At 58.3% G+C, this 15888-nt stretch carries 15 protein-coding genes, 2 tRNA genes and 1 pseudogene; 9 read left to right on the plus strand and 9 right to left on the minus strand.

Annotation, left to right across the window (positions count from 1 at the left end):
- The 8 genes and pseudogenes from G5367_RS05345 to lolB form a co-directional block, all read right to left on the minus strand.
- Positions 1–77: transfer RNA gene (locus G5367_RS05345), tRNA-Met, on the minus strand.
- A gap of 234 nt (positions 78–311) precedes the next feature.
- On the minus strand, positions 312–1403 hold the full coding sequence (gene ychF, locus G5367_RS05350) for a redox-regulated ATPase YchF (protein ID WP_005343844.1): 1092 nt from the start codon (positions 1401–1403) through the stop codon (positions 312–314).
- Between the two features lie 61 nt (positions 1404–1464).
- Positions 1465–2055 carry an aminoacyl-tRNA hydrolase gene (pth, locus tag G5367_RS05355; protein WP_227341136.1) on the minus strand — a complete coding sequence of 197 codons (591 nt, stop codon included), beginning with the start codon at positions 2053–2055 and terminating at the stop codon, positions 1465–1467.
- Positions 2056–2273: 218 nt separating this feature from the next.
- Positions 2274–4262: a bifunctional metallophosphatase/5'-nucleotidase gene (locus G5367_RS05360; protein ID WP_421245205.1), complete on the minus strand. Its 1989-nt coding sequence runs from the start codon at positions 4260–4262 to the stop codon at positions 2274–2276.
- Positions 4263–4378: 116 nt separating this feature from the next.
- The gene (locus G5367_RS05365; RefSeq protein WP_421245204.1) at positions 4379–5326 is read right to left on the minus strand and encodes a ribose-phosphate pyrophosphokinase; all 948 of its coding nucleotides are present in this window, start codon (positions 5324–5326) and stop codon (positions 4379–4381) included.
- 186 nt (positions 5327–5512) lie between these two features.
- A tRNA-Gln gene (locus G5367_RS05370) sits at positions 5513–5587 on the minus strand.
- Positions 5567–6437 (minus strand): annotated as a pseudogene (gene ispE, locus G5367_RS05375) (4-(cytidine 5'-diphospho)-2-C-methyl-D-erythritol kinase). The gene G5367_RS05370 and the pseudogene ispE overlap by 21 nt, the downstream one beginning before the upstream one ends.
- On the minus strand, positions 6437–7015 hold the full coding sequence (gene lolB, locus G5367_RS05380) for a lipoprotein insertase outer membrane protein LolB (protein ID WP_288729542.1): 579 nt from the start codon (positions 7013–7015) through the stop codon (positions 6437–6439). Before lolB ends, ispE begins: the two are co-directional and overlap by 1 nt.
- Positions 7016–7141: 126 nt before the next feature.
- Between lolB and hemA the strand changes: the two genes are divergently transcribed.
- From hemA to kdsA, 6 genes are all read left to right on the plus strand, one after another.
- The gene (gene hemA, locus G5367_RS05385; RefSeq protein WP_005343850.1) at positions 7142–8398 is read left to right on the plus strand and encodes a glutamyl-tRNA reductase; all 1257 of its coding nucleotides are present in this window, start codon (positions 7142–7144) and stop codon (positions 8396–8398) included.
- Between the two features lie 55 nt (positions 8399–8453).
- Positions 8454–9542, plus strand: a complete 1089-nt coding sequence (prfA, locus tag G5367_RS05390) for a peptide chain release factor 1 (protein WP_106842783.1) — start codon at positions 8454–8456, stop codon at positions 9540–9542.
- 61 nt (positions 9543–9603) lie between these two features.
- Positions 9604–10455: a peptide chain release factor N(5)-glutamine methyltransferase gene (gene prmC, locus G5367_RS05395; protein WP_337072546.1), complete on the plus strand. Its 852-nt coding sequence runs from the start codon at positions 9604–9606 to the stop codon at positions 10453–10455.
- 57 nt (positions 10456–10512) lie between these two features.
- Positions 10513–10902 carry a SirB2 family protein gene (locus G5367_RS05400; protein ID WP_288729540.1) on the plus strand — a complete coding sequence of 130 codons (390 nt, stop codon included), beginning with the start codon at positions 10513–10515 and terminating at the stop codon, positions 10900–10902.
- A gap of 12 nt (positions 10903–10914) precedes the next feature.
- Positions 10915–11715 carry a SirB1 family protein gene (locus G5367_RS05405; protein WP_216979294.1) on the plus strand — a complete coding sequence of 267 codons (801 nt, stop codon included), beginning with the start codon at positions 10915–10917 and terminating at the stop codon, positions 11713–11715.
- 268 nt (positions 11716–11983) lie between these two features.
- Entirely contained in the window at positions 11984–12838 is an 855-nt protein-coding gene (gene kdsA / locus G5367_RS05410) for a 3-deoxy-8-phosphooctulonate synthase (protein WP_005334937.1), read from the plus strand.
- 147 nt (positions 12839–12985) lie between these two features.
- On the opposite strand, the gene grcA is transcribed toward kdsA, so the two are convergent.
- Complete coding sequence (grcA, locus tag G5367_RS05415; RefSeq protein ID WP_005343856.1) at positions 12986–13366, minus strand: autonomous glycyl radical cofactor GrcA; 381 nt, start codon at positions 13364–13366, stop codon at positions 12986–12988.
- Positions 13367–13825: 459 nt separating this feature from the next.
- Between grcA and G5367_RS05420 the strand changes: the two genes are divergently transcribed.
- The 3 genes from G5367_RS05420 to G5367_RS05430 all read left to right on the plus strand — a co-directional run bounded on the left by G5367_RS05420 (position 13826) and on the right by G5367_RS05430 (position 15844).
- Complete coding sequence (locus G5367_RS05420) at positions 13826–14473, plus strand: substrate-binding periplasmic protein (protein WP_421293923.1); 648 nt, start codon at positions 13826–13828, stop codon at positions 14471–14473.
- Positions 14474–14542: 69 nt separating this feature from the next.
- The gene (ung, locus tag G5367_RS05425; protein ID WP_421244168.1) at positions 14543–15220 is read left to right on the plus strand and encodes a uracil-DNA glycosylase; all 678 of its coding nucleotides are present in this window, start codon (positions 14543–14545) and stop codon (positions 15218–15220) included.
- A gap of 72 nt (positions 15221–15292) precedes the next feature.
- Complete coding sequence (locus G5367_RS05430) at positions 15293–15844, plus strand: hemerythrin domain-containing protein (RefSeq protein WP_216951846.1); 552 nt, start codon at positions 15293–15295, stop codon at positions 15842–15844.
- The last annotated feature ends 44 nt before the right edge of the window (positions 15845–15888 follow it).

Raw genomic sequence — 15888 nt, forward strand, 5'->3', positions numbered from 1 at the left:
TGGTGGCTATGACGGGATTCGAACCTGTGACCCCCGCATTATGAGTGCGATGCTCTAACCAACTGAGCTACATAGCCAACCTTGCTTCCGGTGAGTTGTTGCCTCGTCACCGTGCGGGCCGAATTATGCGTATCTGGCTCTGGGGCGTCAACCCTTTTTTTGCCAGAAAAACGCAATTTGAGTGCGTTTGACCAGATATTGGCCTCTGTTGCGCAAAAGCCCGACAATCTGGTTTTTTTTAAAGCATGACTGGCAGATAGCTGACTCTGCTCGATAAAAAACAGGCCAGCAAATGCTGGCCTGTCATGGGATTAGACGTTGAACAGGAAGTTCATGATATCGCCATCTTTGACGATGTAATCTTTCCCTTCAGCGCGCATCTTGCCCGCTTCCTTGGCGCCTTGCTCACCCTTGTAGGTAATAAAGTCTTCAAAAGCGATGGTTTGGGCGCGAATAAAGCCTTTTTCAAAGTCAGTGTGGATCTTGCCAGCCGCTTGCGGGGCAGTGGCACCGACCGGAATAGTCCAGGCGCGCACCTCTTTCACACCGGCGGTGAAGTAGGTCTGCAGGTTGAGCAGCTGGTAGCCGGAGCGGATCACGCGGTTCAGGCCCGGCTCTTCGATACCAAGGTCAGCCATGAACTCGGCGCGATCTTCGTCGTCCAGTTCGGCGATGTCGGCTTCGATGGCACAGCAGACCACGACCACGACCGCGTTCTCGGCGGCGGCGATTTCACGCACCTTGTCCAGATAGGGGTTGTTCTCGAAGCCATCTTCCGCCACGTTGGCGATATACATGGTTGGTTTCAGGGTCAGGAAGTTGAGGTGGCTCACGGCGGCCAGCTCTTCTTTATCCAGCTTCATGCCGCGGATCATCTGGCCGTTTTCCAGTGCGACCTTGATCTTCTCAAGCACTTCTACTTCAAGCTTGGCATCCTTGTCGCCGCCTTTGGCGCGCTTGGACTGGCGGTGAATGGCGCGCTCGCAGGCGTCCAGATCCGACAGGGCCAGCTCGGTGTTGATCACTTCGATATCGTCAGCAGGGGAGACCTTGCCGGCAACGTGAATGATGTTCTCGTCGTCGAAGCAGCGCACTACGTGGCCGATCGCTTCGGTTTCACGGATGTTGGCCAGGAACTGGTTGCCGAGGCCCTCGCCCTTGGAGGCACCGGCAACCAGACCGGCGATGTCCACAAATTCCATGGTGGTCGGTACAACGCGCTGCGGATTGATGATGGCAGCCAGCTGATCGAGGCGGGGATCCGGCATCGGCACCACACCTGTGTTCGGCTCGATGGTGCAGAACGGGAAGTTGGCGGCTTCGATACCGGCCTTGGTCAGTGCGTTGAACAGGGTGGATTTGCCTACATTGGGCAGGCCCACGATACCGCATTTAAAACCCATGGATTGTTACCTTACTTGATGGATGCTGTGAGGCTCGCCCGTAGGCGGCCCGTGTCATGCTTTATTCGGCTTTGAAGCTGTGCAAGCGATTCATGGCCTTGGTCATATCTTGTTTGAACAGGATATCGGTGGCGCGCAGGGATTCGTCCAGCGCGGCGTCGATCAGGTTCTGTTCACTGCTGGGGGCCCTGGTCAGGACGAAGCCAGCCACCTGCTCTTTGCTGCCGGGATGGCCGATCCCGAGACGCAGCCGGAAGAAGTTATTGTTGTTGCCCATCTTGGCGATGATGTCCTTGAGGCCGTTATGGCCACCATGACCACCACCCTGCTTGAACTTGGCGATGCCCGGCGGCAGATCCAGTTCGTCATGGGCCACCAGCATCGCTTCCGGCTCAATCTGATAAAAACGCGCCAGTGCGGCCACCGCCTTGCCAGAGAGATTCATGTAGGTGTTCGGGATGAGCAGCCGCACATCCTGCCCCTCGACCAGGATGCGGGCAGTATGGCCGAAGAACTTGGGTTCTTCACGCAGGCTGACGTTGTGCCAGCGGGCCAGTTGCTCCACATACCAGGCGCCCGCATTGTGGCGGGTCTTAGCATATTCCGGGCCGGGGTTGCCCAGTCCGACGATCAGTTTGATTTCGCTTGTCACGCTTGATGTCTTCACTCGCAGCTGCCGTGGGCACACTACCCAGGGCAATAGGACGCAATATTCTAGCCGCCGAGTGGCGATCACTCAACCAATGCGCATGTTATGGCGGGATTTGCAGCATTATTGCGGCCAATGGGTGGCTAACGGTGGGCAAACGGGCCTCTTGCAAGAGGCCCGTTTCAGTTTACCGATGGATTGTGCCCGGTTGACTACCGTCGTTATTTGGCACGCAGCAAGGTGACGGTCTCTTCATCCAGTGCGGTCAGGGTGGGACGGGCATCGCGCACATACTCCACGAAAGACGCTGCATCGGTGCCACAATCCACGCCGCTGGCCTTGCAATCGAGGGCCTGGTCCGGGGCATAGACGGCGCTCAGCAGTTCGCCGTTTTGTGCCACTTTCAACACCGGGAAGGCGGTCAACTTGCCATTGACGCTGGCGATATCGACCCGCTCGCTCTTCTGACGCTGGGCATTGGCCAGTGCCTGCCAGCCATCGTTGCCGTTGGCGCTGTAGGCGTTCATCACCACCCGATAGCGCTGGCTATCCACCAGATCCTGCCACTCGCCGCTTGCGGTTTTGCGCTGCAATTGGGTCAGAGTGCCCGCCTTGCCTGCGTCGGTCTCCTGGAAGGTGTAACGCAGGTTACCGCCATAGGGGAACTTGCCGGCATGGGCGCTGGCGGGCAGGGTGGCGGTGATGGTCTCGGTCAAGAGGGCGCGCACCTCGGCACCGGTCAGGGTCAGCACCGAGAGCTGGTTCTTGAACGGCAGCAGGGTGAGGGAGCTGTCCCCCTCGCGCCATTCGCCAGCGGGCAGGTCGGCGCGCACGCCGCCCACCGCAACCAGAGAAAAATCGACCGGGCCGCCGGTCAGGGCTTGCACTGCTGGGGTATTGGCCCAGTAGAACTCCCCTTCGGCAACCAGCGGCGCTACATCTGAGCCGTGGCTGTCGCTGCCGTTGTCACCGGGACGACGGGCATTTTGCAGCTGCTCGGGGATGGTGCCGATCACCGGGCCGTAGGCTTTCTCTAGCGCCGGTTTGTAGTGGCTGTCGATGATGCCGCGCAGGCGCGGATCTTCATCCACGGTCACCAGATTGGGCTGGTTGTCGACAAACTGGCTCGCCTCTTTGCTGCGGGCGTCGTCGAGTGCTTGCTTGCGCGCCGCATCGGCGAAGAAGTCGCGGCTGGCCAGCAGGCTGTTGTGGCCTTGGCAGTCGGTCACCTGACCCTGGCTGTCAAAGGTCACCTGTGCCAGACCGATGGCCTGGGCGTAGGAGCCCGCCTGCACCACGCAGGTCTTGCCGATGCCATCCGGATTGGTCACCAGCTTGGCGTAATCGCCGGTCTTGCCCCAGCCAATATTGCGAAAATCGCCGAGCAGGCTGTGGGAGTGGCCGCCGACGATGGCATCGAGGCCGTTTACCTTGGCGGCCAGCGCCAGATCCCGCTCGTTGCCGATGTGGGTCAGCGCCACGATCTGGTGGATCCCCTTGGCTTGCAGCATGTCGACCGTGGCCTGAGCCGAGGCGACCTCCTTGCCAAAGCGCAGTTTGCCGACGTTGGGGGCGATATTGCCCATGTCTTCCAGTACCAGACCGATGACGGCGACCAGCTGTTTGCCTTGTGGCAGGTTGTCGAGATCGGTGACCGGGCTCTTCTGGTTGCCGTCAAAGGCGTAGACCACGAAGGGCTTGAGGTTGTCAGCCTTGCTGAGGGCCGGATCGGCCTTGGTGTCGAGGTTGGCGGCCAGCACCGGGAAGTTGACCCCCTCGATGAAGCGGGCCAGCTTCTGGTTATCCAGATCGAACTCGTGGTTGCCCAGCGCCATGGCATCGAGGCCGAACTGGCTCAGCAACTCGGCGTTGGCCATCCCCTCGTTGAGTTTGAAGTAGCCGCTGCCCTGCCAGGCATCACCGCCGTGCAGCAGCAGCAAGGGCTGGTTCTTGGCCAGCGCATCTGCTTGATAGGCTTTCGCCATGGTCAGCAGGCGCGGGTAACCGCCAAAGCGGGTATAGAGGGTATCCGTCTCCCCCTGCTGGGCAAAGATCTGCCCTTTGATCTCGGCATTGACCGGATCAAACTGGGAGTGGGTGTCGTTCATGTGAGCCAGAGTCAGCACGAAGGGCGGGTTCTCTTTGGCGGGCTGACAGGCGAACAGGGCGGAGGTGAGGGTCGCGAGCAGGAGGGGACGCAAGCAATTCATGGGTAAATCCTTAAGCCTGCCGGGGGCAGGGTCGTACCAGATAGCAGAAAGTTGGAAAGAGAAGGTCCAGAAAGACGAAAACCGCCTGATGGCGGTTTTCGTTATTGCTGAATCTATCAATGCTCAAACATGGCAGAGATGGACTCTTCGTTGCTGATGCGACGAATGGCCTCGGCCAGTACAGTTGACAGCGTCAGCTGCTTGACCTTGCCGACCGCTCTCATCTCCGCAGTGAGCGGGATGGAGTCGGTGATGATCAGTTCATCGATCACGGAGTTCTTGATGTTCTCGACGGCGGAACCAGAGAATACCGGGTGAGTGGCGTAAGCGAATACACGCTTGGCACCGCGCTCTTTCAGGGCCTCTGCGGCTTTGCACAGGGTGCCGCCGGTGTCGATCATGTCATCAACGATGATGCAGTCGCGGCCTGCAACGTCACCGATCAGGTGCATGACCTGGGAGACGTTCGGGCGGGGACGGCGCTTGTCGATGATGGCGATGTCGGTGTCATCCAGCAGCTTGGCGATGGCGCGGGCACGCACGACGCCACCGATGTCCGGGGAGACGACGACAGGAGACTCGAGGTTCTTGGACTTCATGTCTTCCAGCAGCACCGGGCTACCGAACACGTTGTCTACCGGAACGTCGAAGAAACCTTGAATTTGCTCGGCATGCAGGTCAACGGTCAGCACGCGATCCACACCGACGCTGGAGAGGAAGTCAGCGACAACCTTGGCGGTGATGGGGACACGGGCGGAGCGGACGCGGCGGTCCTGACGGGCATAACCAAAGTAGGGGATAACGGCAGTGATACGGCCAGCTGAAGCACGACGCAGAGCATCCACCATAACGATCAATTCCATCAAATTGTCGTTGGTCGGGGCACAGGTGGATTGAATGATGAAGATATCGCCACCACGTACATTCTCATTGATCTGTACGCTGATCTCGCCGTCGCTAAAGCGACCTACGGCAGCATTGCCGAGTTTGATAAACAGGCGATCTGCGATCTTCTGGGCTAGTTCCGGCGTTGCGTTACCAGCAAACAGCTTCATGTCAGGCACGGTTTGAAACCTCGGGGTTGCATCCAGTATGTGGGGGAGTCTGAAATCAGACCCTTATCGTTTTGGGGCAAACGATTTAGCCAGATAACGAGCAAGGGATTGGCTGCATCGGGATGACTGAAGGGGGGTGAGCCCTTGAGTGTGGGCGAGCACGACCTCACCCGCATCACTGCCATCATATCAAATTGGCTGGGGTACTAGGATTCGAACCTAGGAATGGCGAGATCAAAACCCGCTGCCTTACCGCTTGGCGATACCCCAATCATTTGAGCTGTTGCAAAGTGGCGAGGAGTGGTGATATGTTCTCGCCTTTGGCGATAAACCCATCCAACCCCTTCGGCACTCTGGCCAACACTTCCCGAGCAGTCACTTCGTCTTCAAACTGAGCAAAGACGCAGGCTCCTGTGCCCGTCATTCTTGACGGCGCGTATTCTAGCAACCAGCCGAGCGCATTGGCAACCTCGGGGTGGCGCTTTTTCACCAGTGATTCGCAATCGTTTTTCCACTCGCCTTGCAACAGGCTGTGCAAGGTCATCTTCGGGGTGGCTCTGGGCAGGTCCGGATCCTGAAATACCGCTGCTGTCGCTACATGGCAATCGGGTTTGAGCACCAGATACCAGGCACTCGGTAGTTCAACCGGTTGCAACCGCTCGCCCACCCCTTCGGCAAAAGCCGCCTTGCCACGAACAAACACCGGCACATCGGCCCCCAGTTGGACGCCAAGCGCTGCCAGTTCATCTTCACTCAAACCCGCTTGCCAGAGGTGGTTAAGCGCTACAAGTGTGGTCGCTGCATCGGACGAACCGCCGCCAATGCCGCCCCCCATGGGTAGCACTTTCTCCAGCCTGATATTCGCCCCTTGCGGGCTCGGCAGGGTTGCCTGCAGCAGCCGAGCCGCCCGGATAATCAGATTCTGCTCATCCGGCACCCCGGGAATGGCCGGGCTCAGGGTGAGTGTGTTGCTATCAGGTATCACTTCAAACTCGAGCCAATCGCTGTGGTTGAGGAAGATAAACAGGGTCTGCAGCTCGTGATAGCCATCGGGGCGACGGCCATTGACGTGTAAAAACAGGTTGAGTTTGGCCGGTGCCGGCCAGCGTGTGGAAGCCATTAACGTGCAAGAGTCCATTGGTTGATCTGAAGCTTGAGGCGGCTGCTCTGGCCGGTCATGGTGAGCTGGTGAGGCAGGCGGTAGCCATCCTGATCCCGGTAGTCGCCATAGACAATTTGCCACTGGCCGTCGCGCACGCTGGCCAGACTGCTGTCGGGGTTGAGTTCAAACTCTGCCTCACCCGGCAATCCCTTGATCCACTCCGGCAGTCCGGCGACCGGAATATTCCAGCCGGTGAGCTGATAGATCAGTGCTTCGGCATCCTGGCTATGGTGGCGATTACCGTCGCTGTCGAGCAGGGTGATCTCCCCCTTGTTGCGTGAGAGCTCGAGAATGCTGGTGCCAATCAGGCTGGTGAGGTTGAGCCGATAATCCTCCCCATCCTGCTGCCAGTTGAGACGGGCACTCCCTTTTTGCTGGGGGGTAATGATGGCCATCTTGCCGGAGAGCTCCCAATGAGTGAGCTGTTCGAGGCGGGCCCGCTCCTGGTTCCAGTTCACCTGGTCACGCTGGGGTTGGGTGGTGGCACAACCGCCAAGGATTAACAGACAGGCGAGGGTAAAAATACGCAGCAGCACGGCAAGGCTCCAGAGAGAGAAATTTGCCACAGTATAAGGGGCGGCCGTATTGCTTTTAAAGACTTACCCTTTCTCGTACAATTGGCAGCCTTTGCACCCAGCGTAAGAAATGATCGTCGCCCACTCATGAGTTTGCTTGCCCTCGGAATCAACCACAACACCGCCAGTGTCGCCTTGCGGGAGCGGGTCGCTTTTGGCCCGGACTGCATCGATCGCGCCTTGCGTGAGCTGGTGAACCAGCCCGGCATCAACGAGGCAGTGATCGTCTCCACCTGCAACCGTACCGAGCTTTACTGCAATCTGGATGGCGAGCAGCAGGGCGAGGTGTTGCGCTGGCTGCAGCAATTCCACGGGCTGGATGCTGCCGAGCTGGTTAGTGCCATCTATCAACACCATGACGAAGAGGCGGTACGCCACCTGATGCGGGTGGCATGCGGGCTCGATTCGCTGGTGCTGGGGGAGCCGCAGATCCTGGGGCAGATCAAGCAATCCTACGCACATGCCCAGCAGGCGGAATCGGTGAAGGGGGCGCTGGAGCGGCTGTTCCAGAAATCTTTTTCGGTGGCCAAACGGGTGCGTACCGATACCGAGATTGGCGCGAGTGCCGTGTCGGTGGCGTTTGCCGCTGTCAGCCTTGGTCGCCGCATTTTTGCCGATCTCTCCCAGACCAGGGTGTTACTGGTCGGGGCTGGAGAGACCATCGAACTGGTGGCTCGCCATTTGCGCGAGCAGAATGTCACCCGGATGATGGTGGCCAACCGCACCCTGCAGCGCGCCCAGACCCTGGCGGCCGAATTTGGTGCCCAGGTGATGACGCTCGAAGAGATCCCCGACTATCTGCACGAGGCAGATATCGTCATCAGCTCGACGGCCAGCCCTTTGCCCATCATCGGCAAGGGGATGGTGGAGCGGGCGCTCAAGGCTCGTCGTTTCAAGCCGATGTTTCTGGTGGATATCGCCGTACCGCGTGACATAGAGGCTGAAGTGGACGAGCTCTCCGACGCCTATCTCTACACGGTGGACGATTTGCAGGGGATCATCGAGCAGAATCTGGAGACCCGCAAACGAGCTGCGGCACAGGCCGAGCTGATCGTGCAGGAGGAACGAGACGAGTTTATGGGCTGGTATCGCGGCCAGCGGTCGGTTGACCTTATTCGCGATTATCGCCATCACTCCCAACAGGTGGCGGATGAAGAGCTACAGCGCGCCTTGCAGGCGCTGGCTCAGGGTGAGAGTGCCGAGCAGGCGCTCAAGGCGATGGCCCACCGCCTCACCAACAAGTTGATCCATGCACCGACCCAGGCCCTGCGCCAGGCGGCCTCCCGGGGCGACGAGAGTACGCTGTCCCGGTTGCGACAGGCACTGGGATTGTCACAAGAGTAATTGTTCGGGGCTGCCATGCTGGTGGCCCTCTCCTCCATTCGAGATAGCAAGAGTTATGAATCCGTCACTGATCAGAAAGCTGGAAGGCCTCATCGAGCGCCACGAAGAAGTTCAGGCCATGCTCGGCGAGCCGGACGTGGTCTCGGATCAGGAGCGCTATCGCGCCCTGACCCGCGAATATGCCCAGCTGGAAGATATCGTTCACGCCTTCCAGCGTTTTCGTCAGGCGCAGGATGATCTGGAAACGACCCAGATGATGCTGGAAGAGGATGACGCCGACCTGCGGGAGATGGCGCAGGAGGAGCTGCCGCTCGCCAAGGCCAATCTGGAGGCGTTGGAGCAGGAGCTGCAGGTGATGCTGCTGCCCAAGGATCCCAAGGATGACAACAACTGCTATCTGGAAATCCGGGCCGGTGCCGGCGGTGACGAAGCGGCCATCTTTGCCGGTGACCTGTTCCGCATGTATTCACGGTTTGCCGAGCGTCAGGGCTGGCGCGTCTCCATCGTCAGCTGTAATGACGGGGAGTATGGTGGTTATAAGGAGGTGATCGCCAAGATCGATGGCGAGCGCGTCTACGGCCGTCTCAAGTTTGAATCCGGTGGCCACCGGGTGCAGCGGGTGCCGGAGACCGAATCCCAGGGGCGAGTGCACACCTCCGCCTGTACCGTCGCCGTGTTGCCGGAAGTACCGGAAGCCGAGCAGATCGAGATCAATCCGGCCGACTTGAAGATCGATACCTTCCGCGCCTCCGGTGCCGGTGGTCAGCATGTCAACAAGACCGACTCGGCCATCCGCATCACCCACCTGCCGACCGGGTTGGTGGTGGAATGTCAGGACGAGCGCTCCCAGCACAAGAACCGCGCCAAGGCGATGTCAGTTCTCTCCGCCCGCTTGCAAGCGGCCGAGGATGAGCGCCACCGCGCCGCCGAGCAGAGCACTCGCCGCAATCTGGTGGGCTCCGGCGATCGCTCCGAGCGCATCCGGACCTACAACTATCCGCAGGGCCGTCTCTCCGAGCACCGCATCAATCTCACCCTGTACCGTCTCTCCGAAATTTTGGAAGGGGACTTGGACTGCGTCATCACGCCGCTGGTGCAGGAGTATCAGGCCGACCAGCTTGCCTCCTTGGCCGAGAGCAATTGATGCAAGTGCAGTACCGGCAAGCTCGCATTCAGAAGAGCGCGATTAAGGTAGGGCAGCGTTGATGCAGATCCAGCAGGCCCGCGCCCATATCATGACTGTGTTGGCGGGCGGGGAATCCCCCCGCGCCGATGCCGATGCACTGCTCTGCCATCTGCTCGATTGTCGTCGCAGCTATCTGATGACCTGGCCCGAGCGTGAGCTGGATGCCGACCAGCAGGCCATCCTGCAGGGGTGGCTGGCCCGTCGTCTCAACGGCGAGCCTATCGCTCATCTCGTTGGCGAGCGGGAGTTCTGGTCGTTGCCGTTGAAAGTGAGCCCAGCGACCCTGATCCCGCGCCCCGATACCGAGGTGCTGGTGGAACAGGCGCTGGCGAAGATCCCGCAAGGGCCCTGCGCCGTGCTGGATCTGGGTACCGGCACAGGTGCCATCGCGCTGGCGCTCAAGTCCGAGCGGCCCGAAGTTGATGTGTGGGCGGTGGATCGGATGGCAGATGCCGCGGCGCTGGCCCGCGAGAACAGCACCGCGCTGGGGTTACCCATCGAGGTGCGCGATGGCAGCTGGTTCGAACCCTTTGGTGAGCCGGATCGCGACAAGACGCCACGTTTTGCGGTGATTGTCTCCAATCCCCCCTATATCGACGGCGCCGATCCCCATCTCGAGCAGGGTGACGTGCGCTTTGAGCCTCGCTCGGCGCTGGTTGCGGACGAATCGGGGCTGGCGGATATCCGCCATATTGCGACCCATGCCCCGGCCCATCTGCACTGCGAAGGGTGGCTGCTGCTGGAACATGGCTGGGATCAGGGGATGGTGGTGCGCCAGCTGTTGCAGGATCTGGGCTATCGCAGCGTAACCACGGTGCGTGATTACGGGGAGAACGAGCGGGTCACTCTGGGCATGTGCCCGACCTGCTGACTCCCTTTACTACCAGTTTGACGGGCAGGGGTGAGGCTTCTGCATCGAGGATTGACATTGAACAGCTATCTTTTGCTCAAACATCTGCATCTCACCCTGATTGGCGGGGCAGTGCTGATGTTTATGCTGCGTTTTTACTGGGTTCAGGCCGGCTCCGCTCGGGCATTCAGCGCACCCGTGCTGAAAACCAGCGGTCTGCTCAACGGACTGGTGGTGCTCTCCGGCATACTGCTCTGCGTGGTGCTGGGTCTCAACCCGCTCAATAACGGCATTCCCTGGCTCAGCGAGAAGTTGACGGGGATCCTGGTATTGGTCTTTCTGGCGGCGATGGCGCTGCGGTTGGCCAAAAGCAATCTGGTGCGCTGGTGTTCCTTTCTGGGGGCGCTCGGCTGGATCTACTTTATTGCCAAGTTGGCAGTGCTCAAACAGGCGAGTTTGTTCGGTTAAGGCATGAAAAGCATGTTACGTATAGACGAATGGACCGATTTTGAAGCCCATGAGCTGACCGAGCTGGCCCTGGCGGTCAGCGATGAAATCTATGGCTCGGCCGAGCAGGGGATCCGCGAGCTGCAGCTGCTGGATGAGTGGCTGGATGAGCAGATCGAAGAGGGGACCTGCGACGAGGTGCGCCAGCAACTGCTGCGCGGTTTCTATCAGAGCCTCGGGTTTTACGGCGACTGGCAGGATTATTTCTCGGCTGACAACTGCGACATCAATCAGGTGCTGCTGCAGCGTAAGGGAATACCCGTCAGCCTCGGTATCCTGATCATCCAGTTGGGACGCAAGATTGGTCTCGATGTGGAGGGGATCTGTTTCCCGGGTCACTTCCTGGTGAGCTTTGCTGGTGGCGAAGGGGAGGTCTATGTCGACCCCTTTACCGGCGACGAGTTGAGCCTAGCCCGTATTGAACTGCTGCTGCGCGGTGCGCTCGGCGATCTGGCCACCCTGACCCCGGACTACCTGCAGCCCTCTGGCCAGTGGGAGATCATCGAACGGCTGCTCAACGTCAGCAAGGGGGCCTTGCTGCGGGAAGATCGCATGCCCGAGGCTCTGCGCTGCAGCGAGTTACTTCTACGGATGAAGCCCGGCGATCCCCTGGAGACGCGGGATCGCGGCTTTATCTACGAGCAGCTCGATTGCCCGCGCCAGGCTGCCGACGATTTCGAATACTTTATTGAGCAATGCCCGGACGATCCGGTAGCCGATGTGCTGAAAGTGCAACTGGCTGCGCTGGATCTTAGCCCCAAGCCTCTTCATTAAGGACGCTTGAAACTGACACAGAAGAATACCAAGGCTGCTGTGTCCGGTCGCAATGGACTAACTTGGCTTCAGGCCCTTTCATTAAGGGGCTCTTGGAGTTGAAACAGAAGAATATCAAGGCCGCTGCGCCCGGCTGCAACGGACTAACTTGGCTTCAGGCCCTTTCATTAAGGATGTCTTGGATTCGAAACAGAAGAATATCAAGGCCGCTGCGTCCGGTCGCAACGGATTAACTTGGCTTCAGGCCCCTTCACTAAGGAAGTCTTAGATGGAACAGAAGAATATCAAGATCAACCAGATCGATGTTGCCAATGACAAACCGTTCGTGCTGTTTGGCGGCATGAACGTGCTGGAATCCCGCGATATGGCGATGGCGGTATGCGAGAAGTATGTGGAAGTGACCAGCAAGCTGGGCATCCCGTTTGTCTTCAAGGCGAGCTGGGATAAGGCCAACCGCTCCTCCATCCACTCCTACCGTGGCCCGGGTCTGGAAGAGGGGATGAAGATTTTTCAGGAGCTGAAAGCGACCTTCGGCATGCCGGTTATTTCCGATCTGCACGAACCCCATCAGGCCAAACCGGTTGCCGAGGTGGTGGACGTTATCCAGCTGCCCGCTTTCCTGGCACGCCAGACCGATCTGGTGGAGGCGATGGCCCGCACCGGCAACGTCATCAACATCAAGAAGCCGCAGTTCCTGAGCCCAAGCCAGATGAAGAACATCACCGACAAGTTCGAGGAGTGCGGCAATGATCAGCTGATCCTCTGCGAGCGTGGCGCCAACTTTGGCTACGACAACCTGGTGGTGGACATGTTGGGTCTGGGCGTGATGAAGAAGAGTACCGGCGGCTATCCGGTGATCTTCGACGTGACCCATTCCCTGCAGTGCCGCGACCCGCTGGGTGCCGCCTCCGGTGGCCGTCGCGAGCAGGTGACCGAGCTGGCCCGCGCCGGTATGGCAGTCGGTCTAGCCGGTCTCTTTATCGAATCACACCCGGATCCGAAAATTGCCCGTTGTGATGGTCCGAGTGCTCTGCCGCTGGAGAAGCTGGAAGGCTTCCTCAAACAGATGAAGGCCATTGATGACCTGATCAAGGGTTTTGAGCCCCTCGATACCTCTGCCTGATGGGGCAAGCACTTATTACAAGGCCTCGCAATGCGAGGCCTTGTTTTTTGTGCTTACCCAGTGAAAAGCTCGTATAAAAAAACGGCCTACCGGCCGTTTTTTTTGTGCTGATACTCGCTATATCAGCGGTTCACTGCAGGACGCTGATTACAGGCTCTGGGTGAAAGTACGGGTAACCACGTCACGCTGCTGTTCCGGGGTCAGGGCGTTGAAACGCACTGCGTAGCCAGATACGCGGATGGTCAGCTGCGGGTACTTCTCCGGATTCTCGATAGCATCTTCCAGAGTTTCGCGACGCAGCACGTTGACGTTCAGGTGCTGACCACCTTCAACAGCCGGTTCGGCCTGAACAGGCAGCTCGCGGTATTCGAACTGGCCCAGGTCAGAGAGTGCTACCTCCTGATCGGCAGCAAAGGCATCGCCTTTGACACAGATGCAGCGAGCCTGTTGCTTCTCTTCGTCCAGCAGCCAGAAAGAGTTCAGCAGGGCGGTGTTGGCAGCCTGGGTGATTTGAATGCCTTTGATCATGGTATGACTCCTCAATGGGAACGCGAATCCAACTGTAAGGAAATTACCCTGATGTATTTAAGCTACCGTTAATTGCGGTGACTTAAAGGGCCCTTGCCTTACACCTTTGCTTTGATGGGGTCATATATACCATGTTGGTAATAATACCAAAATTGATTCAGATCAATAAAAATCGATAAACCGCCATTTAAATGGGATTAAATTATTGAGTTGAATCAAAAATAGGTCATTTTTCTGATTTTGTAAGATATCCAGATTATGCATCTTTTATCTTTTTAATCTAGTAATTTAACTACATCTTTTTCAGCTTTTCTGCGGTGGATTGAGGAGTTGGCTACACTCAGCAGAAAGCAAGGAGAGTGTCGGGTGAATATCAGGTGGCGAATGTGGGGATGGTTGGCCCTGTTCTGTTGCTGGGCAATCACAGCTGTGGTCCGGGCCGAAACAGTACGCATAGCGGTGGGCGAATGGCCGCCCTATATCAGTGAGTCGCTGCCCAATCAGGGGTTTCTCTGTCAGGTGGTACGTGAGGCCTTTGCCGAGCAGGGGGTCGATGTCAGCTTTCATTTCTACCCCTGGTCTGAGGCATACAGCCTGACTCTTGAAGGGCGTTATATGATTACCATGCCCTGGTTTCGCTCTCGCGAGCGCGAGCAGCACTTCTATCTCTCTGCATCGCTGGGCAAATTTACGACCCGTCTGCTTGCACTTAATGGTTCGCCATTGGTCAGTTTGGGTGAGCTGAAAAACGAGCCTGTCGGGGTTACCCGTGGCTATTTTTATGGTGAAGGGTTTGCTGCAAGGCAATCCGAGCTGGCGCTTGAGTGGTCCGACTCCGATGAGGAGAGCATGGAGAAACTACTTACCGGACGTATTCGTTATCTGGTTATGGATGAGCAGGTGGCCCAGGTTCTGTTTCAGCAGGCACTCTCTCGTCATCCCCAATCGCTGTCACTGACCGGCGCCGCCGACCCCATCTGGTCGCAACCGGGATACTTGCTGATTCGCAAGGCCGATCCCGATGCGCGCCGCTTGATGTTGCTGTTTAACGCAGGCTTGCACAAACTGGAGCGCTCCGGCCGGCTCGCCAAGCTCTGGAAAGTGTGAGCTACGGTTGCGTCTTGCGGGCTGCCCCCCTATCCTGAGCCCTTCGCCGTATCAAGTGAGGAGGCCGGGGTGCTGACCTGGAGTGATGTGATTGGCTCTGAGAAAGAGCAGGACTATTTCAAGAGTACGCTGGCGACCGTCAGGACCGAGCGGGAAGTAGGCAAGGTGATTTATCCTCCTGCTGCCGATGTATTCAACGCCTTCAAATTGACCGAACTGGATCAGGTCAAGGTGGTGATCCTGGGACAGGATCCCTATCACGGCCCCAATCAGGCACATGGCCTCTGCTTCTCTGTCCTGCCCGGGGTGCGTACGCCCCCATCACTGGTCAACATCTATAAAGAGATGCAGCGCGACCTGCCAGGTTTCGTCACACCCAGTCACGGTTTTCTGGAGTCCTGGGCCAGGCAGGGGGTTTTGTTGCTCAACACAGTGCTGACGGTGCAGGCCGGTCAAGCACACTCTCACGCCCATCTTGGGTGGGAAACCTTCACCGATCGGGTCATTGAGCAGATCAACGCCAGCTGTAACGGGGTGGTATTCCTTCTGTGGGGCTCCCATGCCCAGAAAAAGGGACGTTTTATCGACCGCCAACGCCACCATGTGTTGACGGCGCCCCACCCCAGCCCCCTTTCTGCTCATCGTGGTTTTATCGGCTGCGGCCACTTTTCCGAGACCAACCGCCTGCTGGAATTGCAGGGTAAAAGCCCGATCGAATGGCAATCTGTCTGCCAACCACTTGATTGAGTGCAAAGTTCGGGCGACAAATGACCGTATACTCAGGAAAGTAACACTTTATTTCAGCGCCAAGGAGTGCCCATGTTATCGAGTCTGCACAAGGATCACCTCAATATCGCCCGACTGCTGGATCTGCTGAAGCAGAAGCTGGCCGCCATTCGTGCCGAGCAACCTATCAGCTATTTTCTGGTGCGCGATGTCATCGATTATCTGCGGGAGGTTTCTGACAAGTATCACCACCCTAAGGAAGATCTTGTCTATGACTACTACCTGAAATACCGGGTGGTGGAGGGGGATGTCGCGAACCGCTTGCATGAGGAGCATCTCAAGTTGCTGGAGGCGGGGACCGAGCTCAAGGAGATGGTGGAGATGATCCTGATGGATGCGGTGATCCCGCTCGATCAGTTCACCGCCAAGCTGGAGCGCTTCGTGGAGCTGCAAGAGGCACACATGAACTACGAAGAAGGAGTGATCTTCCCCCATCTGCGTGACTCCCTGACCGAGGATGACTGGCGTCATCTGGAGCAAAACTGGCAGAACCGAGCTATCGGTGATCCTCTGTTTGGTGCCGAGATCAGCCAGCACTTCCAGGCGCTTGCCAAGCGCCTCTCCCTGCCTTTTGCTGCCAGCTGACGCACGCGGCTTTCGGTCATCAGTCATCTGACTGTGCAGGTGTT

The sequence above is a fragment of the Aeromonas sp. 604282 genome, from assembly GCF_049170575.1.
Lineage (GTDB): Bacteria > Pseudomonadota > Gammaproteobacteria > Enterobacterales > Aeromonadaceae > Aeromonas > Aeromonas veronii_A.

Coding starts and splice junctions, on each gene's coding strand:
- prfA (WP_106842783.1), top strand. CDS start 8,454: ATGAATCCGTCACTGATCAGAAAGCTGGAAGGCCTCATCGAGCGCCAC.
- G5367_RS05360 (WP_421245205.1), bottom strand. CDS start 4,262: ATGAATTGCTTGCGTCCCCTCCTGCTCGCGACCCTCACCTCCGCCCTG.
- G5367_RS05430 (WP_216951846.1), top strand. CDS start 15,293: ATGTTATCGAGTCTGCACAAGGATCACCTCAATATCGCCCGACTGCTG.
- kdsA (WP_005334937.1), top strand. CDS start 11,984: ATGGAACAGAAGAATATCAAGATCAACCAGATCGATGTTGCCAATGAC.
- prmC (WP_337072546.1), top strand. CDS start 9,604: ATGCAGATCCAGCAGGCCCGCGCCCATATCATGACTGTGTTGGCGGGC.
- ychF (WP_005343844.1), bottom strand. CDS start 1,403: ATGGGTTTTAAATGCGGTATCGTGGGCCTGCCCAATGTAGGCAAATCC.
- grcA (WP_005343856.1), bottom strand. CDS start 13,366: ATGATCAAAGGCATTCAAATCACCCAGGCTGCCAACACCGCCCTGCTG.
- G5367_RS05405 (WP_216979294.1), top strand. CDS start 10,915: ATGTTACGTATAGACGAATGGACCGATTTTGAAGCCCATGAGCTGACC.
- hemA (WP_005343850.1), top strand. CDS start 7,142: ATGAGTTTGCTTGCCCTCGGAATCAACCACAACACCGCCAGTGTCGCC.